An 11460-nucleotide genomic window follows, 5' to 3' on the forward strand; every position below is an offset into this window, starting at 1 on the left:
ACGGTGTTCTATCAGTATAGCCAGCTTGTAAAGCAGGTGCAACGGAGGCGCAGCACACCAAGGTCACATGTTCAAGTCGTGCATACCCTTTCCGCTCCACCTTACTTAGAGACGCCGTGAAAGCCCGCAGACTTGTAATCCGGGTGGGCCGCGTGCTAACTTGCGCGGCTTCAGATAGTTCAGTCACCAGTAACGCAGCAGGATGAGGAGGGCGCGTGCCGCCAATTGAGGACAAAGTTTCCGAGGTCCGATTCCAGCCCTACGTCCCCCCTAATGATTCCCGGCCGGAGTTCACTCTACGGGCAGTCTTGCTGGGATCGTTCTTCGGAATCATTTTCGGCGCGGTTTCTGTTTATGTGGGACTGCGCGCCGGATTGACTGTCTCCGCCTCCATTCCCATCGCGGTACTTTCCATAAGTGTGTTGCGAGCCTTTGGTCGCGCCACCATCCTGGAAAACAACATCGTGCAGACCACGGGATCTGCGGGCGAGTCCATCGCGGCCGGCGTCATCTTCACCATGCCGGCGCTGATTTTTCTCGGCTTCTCATTGGAGTACACCCGCATTTTTCTGCTCGCCCTGATCGGCGGCTGGTTGGGCGTGTTCTTTATGATCCCGCTGCGGCGGCAATTGATTGTCAAAGAGCACGGCGTGCTTTCTTATCCGGAGGGCACGGCCTGCGCCGATGTGTTGATTGCGGGCGATCGTGGTGGATCGTTTGCTGGTCGAGTTTTTTTGGGGTTGGGACTGGGCAGCCTTTATACGTTGTTCCAGAATGAGAACCTGGTCGCCGCTTGGCCTGGCACTCCCACCTACAACCCAAGTTGGTTCCCGGGAAGTTCGCTTCGCGCCAACACCACTTCGGAATATCTGGGCGTGGGCTACATTATTGGGCCGCGAGTAGCGGGTGTACTCTTTGCCGGCGGAGTTTTTTCCTGGCTGGTGATGATGCCAGCAATAAAGTTCTTCGGCAGCCATCTGCCGGGCGCCATCTATCCCGGCACTGTACCGATTGCACAAATGAGTCCGGATGAACTTTGGACTACCTATGTCCGGCCGATAGGCGCGGGCGCGGTGGCAGCCGCCGGCTTAATAACTCTGATTAAGACCATCCCCACAATTGTTTCGGCATTGCGGGCTGGAACTAAAGACCTGGGCAAAACTGGGAAAGCTGGAGGTGGACGTCTGAGGACCGAAGACGATCTACCGACATGGTTTTCCCTCGGCGGCTCGATATTGCTCGTGCTCGCCATGTGGGCGATGCTGACCTTCAAACCTGTTCCCGGCGCCTATACTTCGATCGGTGCAAACCTGCTGGCATCCGTCTTTGTTGTGATCTTTGGATTCCTGTTCGTCACCGTCTCTTCGCGCATCGTGGGCCTCATCGGCAACTCGGCCAATCCGATCTCCGGTATGACGATTGCCACTCTGATGGCCACAGCCGCGATTTTTCTGGCGCTGGGCTGGACAAGTCCAGCATTTGGCGCCCTTGCGATTGCAGTTGGCGGGGTAGTTTGCATAGCCTCGGCGAATGCGGGCAATACCTCTCAGGATTTGAAGACCGGCTTTCTTGTCGGCGCCACACCCCGAAAGCAGCAGGTCGCGCTTCTAATCGGGGTCCTGGCTTCGACCTTCGTCATTGGGCTGACTCTGATCGGCATGAACAAAGGGCTGGAGGAGTTCAAGACATTGAATCGCCCCATTGACGTCAACAATCTGCCGCAAGGAGTGGTGGTGGAAGACCATGACTTTTATCGCGAGCAAATGTCGGTGACAACACCACAAGGCGAAACTCGCCAGCAAGGCAAGCACTACTGGCTGCTGAACTCACTGGGCTCTCCGTCGCTGGGCGATGGCAAGTATCTCTACAACTCAAATACTGGACAGATCGAAGTCCAGTGGATCCAGGGAATCGGCAGCGCGCGAGCGGCCGCTCCACAAGCGCGCCTGATGGCCACCGTAATTAACGGAATTCTCAGCCGCAAGCTGCCGTGGGGACTCGTGCTGCTCGGCGTCTTTCTGGTGGTCGCGGTCGAATTGCTGGGAATCCGTTCGCTGGCTTTTGCCGTGGGATCGTATCTTTCCATCGCAACCACGTCCGCCATTTTCTGCGGTGGTGTGGCGCGCTGGCTTGTGGAACGCGGCCAGGAATCCCACGAAGAAAGTGAGGTCAGCCCCGGCTCGCTCTATGCTAGCGGACTCATCGCAGCTGGCGGCATCGTCGGGCTACTCGGTATCGCTCTGAAACTGGTGGAGAGTACGGGAAAGATCAAGGAGAACGCGCTTACTCTGCACCTCTTTGGGCCTGGCACCACCGGCAATGTGGTCGCAGTGATTGCTTTCGTAGCGCTGGCTGCGTCTCTGTTCTATTTTGCTCGGAAGCCATTGCAGGGGCCGGCGCCAAGAAAATAAATTCGGCAGCGCCCGTAATTCTGTTCTCGTGTCAATCGCTGAAAACATTCATGACGTGCAGCAGCGAATCGCCGCCGCCGCTCGCAGTGCGGGGAGGCCTGCGGATTCCGTGGCCTTGATGGCGGTGACTAAAACCTGGGGGCCGGAGGCGATCATGGCTGCTTACGACGCGGGCCTTAGGTTGTTTGGCGAAAATCGGGTGCAGGAGTTCGCAGGCAAGGTTGATGCCATGCGTCATCTCTCCGGCGCTGAGTGGCACATGATCGGCCATTTGCAAAGCAACAAAGCCAGCAAGGCTGCCGAACTATTCTCGGGTATTGATTCGCTTGACTCGCTGCACTTGGCGGAAAAGCTTAACGGCGCGGGCGCCAAGCTCAACCGGCGGCTGCCCGTGCTCATCGAAATCAACCTGGGTGGCGAATCCGCCAAAACTGGCGTTGCGCCCGGCTCTCCAGAGCTGGAAAGCTTGTTGCAGGCTGGGTCGCGGATGCCGCACCTGGAAATTCGCGGGTTGATGACCATCCCGCCCTTCACCGAAGATCTTCAGCAGGCGCGTCCGTATTTTCGCCGGCTGAGAGAATTGCGGGACGAAATCGCTGCGCGCCAATTGTCCGGCGTCGGAATGCAGGTACTCTCCATGGGCATGTCGCACGATTTTGAGGTAGCGATCGAGGAAGGCTCTACTTGTGTGCGCGTGGGCACAGCAATTTTTGGCGAAAGAAGTAAGCCGTAAACATGCATGAAGCCAAATTTTCACACCAATATTCCGTGGTCGAAGCTTGATCCTCATCAACCAGACTCCAGCCGGAGTTACGTTTGCGGTTAAGCTGCATCCACGCGCCAGGAAGAATGCCATCACCGGCGAAGTTGGCGACTCGCTCAAATTGTCGCTGACCGCACCGCCGGTTGAAGGTCAAGCGAACGAAGCTTGTATTGCTTTTCTGGCAAAGTTGTTGGCGATACCGCGCCCGTCAGTTACCATAGCCGCCGGTGCGACCAGTCGCCGGAAGTTGATTCGCGTAACAGGCCTTTCGGCCGAGCAGGTGCGGAGCCGGTTGCAATTGTAGGAATGGTCCGGCACCTAGATTTCTAACCTGAATGCTCTACGCCATCGTTCTCTCCATCATCGTCGTAGTCCTCCTGACGGTCAGTATTACCCGCATTCATACTGTCAAAACGAAAGCCGACTACCTGGTTGCCGGCCGGAGCTTGCCGGCCTACGTGCTGGTGTTCACCCTGCTTTCCTCGTGGATCGGCGCAGGCAGCCTGTTTGCGGGCGCGGAGAACGCATTCAAGAACGGATTCGCCGCACTCTGGCAGCCCGCGGGGGGTTGGGCAGGTCTGCTGATTATCTATTTCGTCGCACCTCGGGCGCGCAAATTCGCCCAGTTCACCGTGCCCGATCTACTGGAGACGCGCTACAACGCCACTGCTCGTGTGCTGGGGACGATAGCCATTCTTTTCGCCTTCACCGCAATTACTTCGTACCAGTTCAAGGGTGGGGGAGACATCCTGCACCTTACGTTTCCCAGCCTCGATCAAGTTGCCGTTCAGACGTTTCATTTCCAACCCGCAAATGCTCACGCCTTGGGGATGATCATCATCGCCACGTTTGTGATTGTGTTCACCGCGATGGCGGGAATGGCATCCGTCGCCTACATGGATGTCGTTATCGGTTCGTTGATTGTAGTGACCTCTTTTATTGCCGTTCCCATGTTGTTGCAGCGCGCGGGTGGCTGGCCGGGGCTGCACGCCGCGCTGCCTCCGGAATACTTCACCTGGTTTGGCCGCTTCGGGTATGTGAACGGCGTGAACCGGGGCACAGGCGCCGCGTTCATCAAGGCCTGGGACTTCTTCTTACCGACCTTTCTCTTAATGCTCGGCAATCAGAGCATGTACCAGAAGTTTTTCTCCGCAAAAAGCGAGAAAGATGCCCGCACCGCGGTAGTGGGATGGGTGATTGGCACGGTGATTCTGGAAACCCTGATCGTTGCCATCGCCGTCTTCGGCGCAGCTTTGTTCCTTCATAATCCGGAACTGTCAAGCCGCCCCCGCGAAACCATTCCCTTCACCGCACGCCACGGTTTGCCGCCGCTTATTGGGGCCTTGCTCCTGGGAGCAGTATTCGCCAAAGTGATTTCGACCGCGAACAATTATCTTTTCTCGCCCGCCACGAACCTCGTGAATGACGTGTACGCGCGCTTCATCAACAAGGACGCTTCCAACCATCGCATCCTGCTGGTCTCGCGCCTTATGGTCGTGCTGCTGGGCATTTTCGCGCTGCTGCAAGGCGCAGTATGGACCTCGATCCTCGCCATGGCGCTTTATGCCTATACCATCTATTCAGCCGCGATCACACCCGTGGTGATGGGCACTTTCTTTTCCAAACGGGTGACCGCACCTGCAGCAGTCGCTTGCATCGCACTCGGCACCACGGTAACGGTTTTCTGGAACGTAGAGCAAATCTTCTTGCAGCGCGGCAGCAGCACATTGGTTCCAGCAAGCTGGCTGGCACACGATGCCATCTTTCCTGCGGTAATCGTGTCCGTTATCGCACTCGTCGTGGTTAGCGCGTTGACGCCGCCTCCGCGAAGAGAACAATGGGCGCCGTTCTTTGCGGATTCGAACGAAACGGCCAAAGTCGTTGATAATGTCTCGCGGTAAGCCCCCTACCACTCCCATCAATTCGCGCAAACCCACGTACCTTGTTTAGAATAGAGGTTCGCATGAATCTTGCTGCCATTCAGTCGGCCCTGCGCGACCAGGGCCTGGATGCGTGGTTGTTCTACGACCACCACCATCGCGACCCCATCGCCTACCGAGTGTTGGGACTGCCCATGACGAGCAAGGTCACGCGGCGGTGGTTTTACCTGATTCCAGCGCAGGGCGAACCCGCTAAGCTGACTCATCGCATTGAGCCGCACCATCTGGAAACACTACCCGGCAAGGAGGAAAAGTACTCCGCCTGGCAGGAACTGAATGACAAATTAAAGGCGCTGCTCTCGCCCCATAAGAACATCGCCATGCAGTATTCACCCAACAACCTGGTCTTTCTGGTTTCGCTGGTGGACGCCGGCACCGTTGATCTGGTGCGCAGCTTCGGCAAGAACGTGGTCAGTTCAGGCGACCTGGTGGCCCGCTTCGAGGCAACATGGACGGAAGACCAGATTCGCAGTCACTTCGAAGCGCGCGATGCAATTGACCGTATAACCGCGGCGGCATTCAGGGAGATTGGCCAGCGGGCGCGTAATGGCGGCACACACGAATTTCAAATGCAACAGTGGCTTCTCGAGGCATTCGGGCGCGAGGGAATCGTCACCGAAGATCCGCCAAATGTTTCTGTAAACGCCAACAGCGGTGATCCGCACTATGAGCCGTCGTCCGATCGGTCTGCCAAAATCAAGCAAGGTGATTTCGTACTGCTGGATGTCTGGGGCAAGAAGAACCGGCCCGGCGCTGTCTATTACGACATCACTTGGACGGGATTTGTTGGCAAGGCGCCCAGCGATCGTCAACGACAGGTCTTCGAAATCGTTCGCGGCGCGCGCGACGCAGGAATCAAAACTGTCCAGGCTGCAGTCTCAGCCGGCCGCAAGATTGCCGGCTGGGAAGTGGATAAAGCGGCGCGCGATCACATTAACGCGTCCGGCTTCGGGCAGTACTTTATCCACCGCACGGGCCACTCCATCGGCACCGAAGTTCACGCCAACGGCGCGAATATGGATAACCTGGAAGTCCATGACGAACGCCAGATTCTGCCCAACAGTTGCTTTTCCATTGAGCCGGGGTTGTACTTCCCTGAGTTTGGAATCCGCAGCGAAATCAACATGCTGGTGCGCGAGCGCTTGGCTGAGGTCACGGGGAAAATTCAAAACGAGATCGTAATCATCTGATGGCGAATTCCAAAACAAAATCAGTAACCGCAGAACTGGATTCTTCCGTCGCAGAGCAGCCGCTAACCATAATGTCGGTGGTGGTCCCGGCGGTTGCGTGGCTGATTCCTGGTTCCGGTCATCTTCTGCTCAGGCGTTGGGGGCGCGGCGCGCTGCTCATGGCGTCAATAGTAATTATGTACGTGATCGGCCTCATGATGCAGGGCCACGTGTATCAACCCAATAGTGGCGATATTCTGGACATTTTGGGGTTCGTGGGCGACATCGGCGCGGGCGGACTGTACATCGTTACCCGGGCGCTCGACATCGGCCAGGGAATGATCCAGCATGCCACCGCCGATTACGGCACGAAATACATCATTGTGGCCGGCCTATTGAACTTCATCAGCGCGGTGGACGCTTATCACATCGCTATTGGAACGAAGAAATGAGTACCACTCTTCAACTCTCGCATTTCAGCGCGGCGCTTCTGTTCTCAGTGTTTGCGTCGGTAGTTTTCGGAATTACCCAACGTGAAGGCACACACGAGCAGGTGAAATACGGGCTCTACTGTTTTGCCCTATTCGTCGGTGGAGTGATTGCAGCGGGGTGGGCAATGTGGCTAATCCGCCACTGACAATCCTGCCGACCTATCCTTCCCACACAAACGCGTCGAACACCCGTATCACGCTGAAGCCGAGATGCAGGTACAACTCCACCGCCCGCCGGTTCGCTTCCGTCACTGTTAGTGAAAGCATTGTGAAGTTCCGCCGTCGGAGCGCGTCTCCGGTCACGGCCAGAAGCGCTTCACCCAGACCGCGTCCACGAAATTCCGGAACAACGCACACCTGGGTCACGTGACCCACGTCGTGCTTCACGCGAGAGCACAAGATCACGCCCAGCAAGCTGCGAGTCGGCTTGTGCACGGCCATAAAAGACGCTTCCGGATCGAAGATGCCACACCCAGGGAAACGCACGATGTTGTTCAGAAATCGTACCGAACCGCTCATCGTCCGGTACTGGTCGTTTATTTCCGAATCAATATGCCCACGATAGGAAGCGGTAATCACTGAGGCTGCTCCGTGATAGTCCTGTTCAGTCCACGGACGGATCTCGACCTCATCTAACGCAGCTCGCGGCCGGCCCTCGGCCGCATGCAACGGCAGCGACATGAATAAGCGCGGATACCGCCGAAATCCCTCATCGAGGAATGGCCGCGCTACAGAACCAGTCTCGTGTACGAGTAGCTGCGCTTCCACGCGATGGATCCCGGGAGAGCGTTGCAAGGTCTCGATCACGTGGGTCAAGAGCTTGAGTTCAACGCTATGAATGGCATCTTGCGGCCCATAACTGCTGCCCACGTACAGGTCGCCGATTACACCCTTGGCACCTTCGTACACGAAGAACGAATATCCAAAAATTCGCCCACGCTCGATGGCCGCATAGCCGGGAAGGATTTTGGCATCCACGTAGCGGAGAATCATCTCCGCCGAGCCGCGATAGTCCCAGGAAAGCAAGCGCGACCACACCTGCGCCTCGCCCTCAAGCAGGGGGCGCAGGTCCGAGGAGGAAAAGTGCCTGAGGTCGAGGATCTCTGGTGTGACGACCCGCTTTTCTTCCCAGTTACGACGGTCTGGGGATGCGCTCACGAGAATTTTGAGAATTCAGCTCTGGAGCCGTCGGCGTGGGACCTCGACTGGCCCGCGCTTGCAGTCTAGCTGCTCTAACTCACCGGAAGCAAACCTGAGGAACACAAGAGGGTAACAGAAGAGGTTTAGTGTTGGTGTTCTGACCCTGTGGCCGCAATCCAGAAATACTCCAGGTGCTGCGGGTCGAACGATCCCAATCGCACCATACGGCGGGACCCCAGCAGCCGCTCCAGCTCTGACTGGGAGCCGGCTCGCGTCACGACTAGATGCTGGCCGGCAGGAATCTGATTGCGATCATAGGACGCGATGGACTCGTTCCGGTAAAAAGCCAGTCCGTACTCGACTTGGCGTGGAACGCCCAGGGTGGCCACTGGCAATGGGGTGGACTCCATCTTTGTCAGTTCTTCTGCGACCGGGCGCTGCGATAACGTGGCATCGATGATGGGGCCACCACTTTTAATGGTCAAGGCGACAGCGATGATAATGGGAACCAAGGTGACGAATCTTAGAGCGCGCAAGCCTCGCTTCAGCAGCGTGATGCTAATAGCCGCGAATGCAACCGCCGCAAGTAACAGAGCTGTAAGCCATGCCTGTAGCGGAATCTGGCGATGCAGCAGGAGGTAGGCGATGAGCAGCGTTGGGGCGAGGATTCCAGCAGCTAATCCCGCGTGAACCGCCAACCAAGCGGGATGCAGGCCGTCGGAAACGCCTGTTATTTGTCGTCTTCGGTGCGCATACTCCGCCAACAGCAATGTGCCAGCAGGCACACCGGGCAGAATGTAGCCGGGCAACTTGGATTGTGAAAGGGAGAAGAAAATCACCGGTACCGCGGCCCAAATCAAGAAGAACACTCCCATGCTGTATTCAGCCGGGGTCGACGCAGATCGCGGAGCAAGCCAGCGGCGAACGATGTCAGCAAACGCCACTACTACCAGGGCGGTCCAGGGTATAAGGCCAACCAACATGACCGGAAAGAAATACCAAAACGGTTGTGTATGGTGATACAGATTGCTGCCAAAACGCGCGAGATTGTGTTCTAGAATAAAAATCCGGAAGAACTCCGGATTGCGCCGCTGCACGGCGATATACCAGGGCAGCGCGACTACAAGGAACAATAGGACTCCCGGCGGCCAAAGGGTTCGCCAAGCGGGCAAAGCCTCTCTCTGCATTAAGGCAAATAGTCCAATGATGAGAGCGGCGAGCACAATCGTCACAGGCCCCTTCGCCAAGGTCGCAAGCGCCAGAAAGAAATAAAAAATCAGCAATCCTCTACGGCTGCCACTTTCACGCCAATAGAACCAAGCGAGCATCGCAATCCCGAAGGGTGCGGCAAGTGGCATATCGGTGGATGCACCACGTGCAAAACCGATCATTCCTAAGGCCGAGGCGGTGATCAGGGCGGCATCAAGCTCACCACCGGGGCGAAACCGGCGGAAGAAAACGTACACCGCCGTTACCAATGCTGTGGCAGAGACGGCCGAAGGCAAGCGCGCAGCCCAATCGTGCACACCGAAGACCTTGTAGGCCAATATCGCCTCCCAGTAGTAGAGAACGGGCTTCTCCAACCAGGGGCGTCCATAAAGATACGGCGTGATCCAATCGCCGCGGGCGAGCATTTCACGCGCCACCTGCGCGTAGCGCGGCTCATCCGCGCCCACCAGCCCAAAGGCTCCGAGTCCAAAATAAAAGAGGAACGCGCAAAAGCCTGCAAGGGTTAGCCATTCCGTCCAGGGACGTGGGTGGTTATTCATGCAGGAATTGTTAGCGTCGAAACACTACTGAATAGACGGGCGCATCCTCAGCTGCGCCATGATTCTCTCGATGGCCACCGATAATGCCCCGTCAACCGAGCAACCGCTGGCACGCTCGTGACCGCCGCCGCCGAAGTGTGAAGCCACCGTGGCCACATTCACCTTGCCCTTGCTGCGAAGGCTCACGCGATGGCGGTGGTCAGCAAGCTCGCGGAAGAATATCGCAACCTCCACTCCCTCGATGGCGAGGGCATAATTTACCAACCCTTCGCAGTCTTCATCCATGGCGCCAAAGCGCTCCATGTGTTCACGTGTGACCCACATCCACGCGACATTGCCTTCGCGGTGAAGATTGGAGAGGGCTGATCCCAGAAGACGCATCTTGGAGGCGGGATGGGAGAAATAAACGTGTTGCGCGATGCGCGCCGGATCAGCGCCACAGAGCACCAACTCGCGCGCCAGGGCGAAGGTGCGTTCGGTTGTTCCAGAAAAACTAAACGAACCGGTATCCGTCAGCACGGCAGTGTAGAGACAAGTGGCAATTTCAGCGGAAATCGGCACTCCCGCTTGCCGAGCCAGGCGATAGACCATTTCGGCGGTCGCGCAGGCATGCGGATCGATCCAATTGACGTTGGCAAACGGCCGGCCTGTAGAGTGGTGATCAATATTGATGAGAAAGTGGCGATCGAGGCCGGCAATACGGGTGCGCTGCACACTGTCACATTCCAGGATGATGGCGGCCTCAAAACCGTTGCGGATCTCGCTGGCCTGGATAATGGAATCAGCGAACGGCAAAGGGCGGTATATAACGGGGACCGGATCGTGCATAACCACCTGGGCCTGTTTCCCCAACTGGCGCAGGATTTGCGAGCAGGCCAGCACGGAACCAACGGCGTCGCCGTCGGGCCGGGCATGCGAGGTCAGCAGGAAGCCGTCCCGCCTGCCTATTTCGTCCAGGACTTCCTTCAACATGGCCTCAAGCACAAAAACCGCCATATCGAATGCGTTTTTACACACCGCAAATCGGTCACCTGCTTTTTTTGTTGATTCGCTTCAGTAGTTGCTCAATTCTAGACCCATATTGTTGGGACCTGTCCAGCACAAAAAACAGCTCCGGAGGGTGGCGCAAACGCAGTCTGTCCGCCACTTCGTGGCGAATATAGCCACGCGCCGCCGCCAGCCCCTCAAAAGTCGTTTCCGTGTCGGACTCGTCTCCTTGTACTGAGATAAAGATGTGCGCCGAGCGGTTGTTGGGCGCAAGTTTGACTTCGCTGACGTGGGCCAAACCGACGCGCGGGTCGGCCAGCTCTCCCTCAAGAATGGTGTCGATCTCTTCGCGCAGTGCCTCGCTCAGCCGCTCACGATGGTATCGCTGGCTGCGCTGCTCTGGCATGGCGTTCACAACAGGACAAGTCAAAGAACCGAAGAGGATATCAGAAATGGCTAGTTCCGACGTTGGCCGGCGCGCCCGCTGAATTCATCCTAGAAATTCCAGATATGAATCCTCGACTTCGGCTCCGGCGTTATTCACTACCCGCAACGAGTGGCGTTCCACGCTCTGCATCAGGCTATCCAGGTAGTCCCGGGAATCTGAGATGCTAACTACGCCAATGGTCGCACGTTGCCAAAGATCGGTGTGGTCCAACTCGGCAACAGACACATTGAATTTCGCGCGGAGGCGGTCCTTTAAACTGCGGACTACCTGACGCTTGTCCTTCAAAGAATGCGCAGCTTCGATGCGGAGCTCGAGGGTGAGTAGCGCGACCAAACGGTTTCC

At 57.2% G+C, this 11460-nt stretch carries 12 protein-coding genes; 7 read left to right on the top strand and 5 right to left on the bottom strand.

Annotated elements, in window-relative coordinates; translation table 11 throughout:
• Window positions 1-215 precede the first annotated feature (215 nt).
• The 7 genes from VFA76_15440 (at window position 216) to VFA76_15470 (ending at window position 6920) form a co-directional block, all read left to right on the top strand.
• Window positions 216-2411 (top strand): oligopeptide transporter, OPT family, encoded by a 2196-nt coding sequence (locus VFA76_15440; GenBank protein HZR33239.1) that lies wholly within the window; start codon window positions 216-218, stop codon window positions 2409-2411.
• 28 nt (window positions 2412-2439) lie between these two features.
• Complete coding sequence (locus VFA76_15445) at window positions 2440-3144, top strand: YggS family pyridoxal phosphate-dependent enzyme (GenBank protein ID HZR33240.1); 705 nt, start codon at window positions 2440-2442, stop codon at window positions 3142-3144.
• A 46-nt stretch (window positions 3145-3190) separates the two neighbouring features.
• The gene (locus VFA76_15450; GenBank protein ID HZR33241.1) at window positions 3191-3478 is read left to right on the top strand and encodes a DUF167 domain-containing protein; all 288 of its coding nucleotides are present in this window, start codon (window positions 3191-3193) and stop codon (window positions 3476-3478) included.
• Window positions 3479-3509: 31 nt separating this feature from the next.
• A complete protein-coding gene (locus VFA76_15455; protein HZR33242.1) occupies window positions 3510-5075 on the top strand; it encodes a sodium:solute symporter family protein in 1566 nt (521 codons plus the stop codon).
• A 62-nt stretch (window positions 5076-5137) separates the two neighbouring features.
• Window positions 5138-6304 carry a Xaa-Pro peptidase family protein gene (locus tag VFA76_15460; GenBank protein HZR33243.1) on the top strand — a complete coding sequence of 389 codons (1167 nt, stop codon included), beginning with the start codon at window positions 5138-5140 and terminating at the stop codon, window positions 6302-6304.
• Complete coding sequence (locus VFA76_15465; GenBank protein ID HZR33244.1) at window positions 6304-6735, top strand: DUF6677 family protein; 432 nt, start codon at window positions 6304-6306, stop codon at window positions 6733-6735. The genes VFA76_15460 and VFA76_15465 overlap by 1 nt, the downstream gene beginning before the upstream one ends.
• Window positions 6732-6920, top strand: coding sequence for a hypothetical protein (locus tag VFA76_15470; protein ID HZR33245.1), 189 nt, complete (start codon window positions 6732-6734; stop codon window positions 6918-6920). Before VFA76_15465 ends, VFA76_15470 begins: the two co-directional genes overlap by 4 nt.
• Before the next feature lie 13 nt (window positions 6921-6933).
• Here the strand turns inward: VFA76_15470 and VFA76_15475 are convergent, their stop codons facing one another.
• The 5 genes from VFA76_15475 to VFA76_15495 form a co-directional block, all read right to left on the bottom strand.
• The gene (locus VFA76_15475; GenBank protein ID HZR33246.1) at window positions 6934-7932 is read right to left on the bottom strand and encodes a GNAT family N-acetyltransferase; all 999 of its coding nucleotides are present in this window, start codon (window positions 7930-7932) and stop codon (window positions 6934-6936) included.
• Between the two features lie 125 nt (window positions 7933-8057).
• Window positions 8058-9683, bottom strand: coding sequence for a glycosyltransferase family 39 protein (locus tag VFA76_15480; GenBank protein HZR33247.1), 1626 nt, complete (start codon window positions 9681-9683; stop codon window positions 8058-8060).
• Between the two features lie 24 nt (window positions 9684-9707).
• Entirely contained in the window at window positions 9708-10700 is a 993-nt protein-coding gene (locus VFA76_15485; protein ID HZR33248.1) for a bifunctional oligoribonuclease/PAP phosphatase NrnA, read from the bottom strand.
• Window positions 10701-10710: 10 nt separating this feature from the next.
• On the bottom strand, window positions 10711-11076 hold the full coding sequence (gene rbfA, locus VFA76_15490) for a 30S ribosome-binding factor RbfA (GenBank protein HZR33249.1): 366 nt from the start codon (window positions 11074-11076) through the stop codon (window positions 10711-10713).
• 84 nt (window positions 11077-11160) lie between these two features.
• Window positions 11161-11451 carry a DUF503 domain-containing protein gene (locus VFA76_15495; GenBank protein ID HZR33250.1) on the bottom strand — a complete coding sequence of 97 codons (291 nt, stop codon included), beginning with the start codon at window positions 11449-11451 and terminating at the stop codon, window positions 11161-11163.
• Window positions 11452-11460: the final 9 nt, after the last annotated feature.

Source organism: Terriglobales bacterium (genome assembly GCA_035651655.1).
Lineage (GTDB): Bacteria > Acidobacteriota > Terriglobia > Terriglobales > Acidobacteriaceae > DASRFG01.

What these genes read in the sequence shown, in the direction of transcription:
- VFA76_15470 (HZR33245.1), top strand. Translation starts at nt 6,732, where the DNA reads ATGAGTACCACTCTTCAACTCTCGCATTTCAGCGCGGCGCTTCTGTTC.
- VFA76_15480 (HZR33247.1), bottom strand. Translation starts at nt 9,683, where the DNA reads ATGAATAACCACCCACGTCCCTGGACGGAATGGCTAACCCTTGCAGGC.
- VFA76_15455 (HZR33242.1), top strand. Translation starts at nt 3,510, where the DNA reads ATGCTCTACGCCATCGTTCTCTCCATCATCGTCGTAGTCCTCCTGACG.
- VFA76_15465 (HZR33244.1), top strand. Translation starts at nt 6,304, where the DNA reads ATGGCGAATTCCAAAACAAAATCAGTAACCGCAGAACTGGATTCTTCC.
- VFA76_15460 (HZR33243.1), top strand. Translation starts at nt 5,138, where the DNA reads ATGAATCTTGCTGCCATTCAGTCGGCCCTGCGCGACCAGGGCCTGGAT.
- rbfA (HZR33249.1), bottom strand. Translation starts at nt 11,076, where the DNA reads ATGCCAGAGCAGCGCAGCCAGCGATACCATCGTGAGCGGCTGAGCGAG.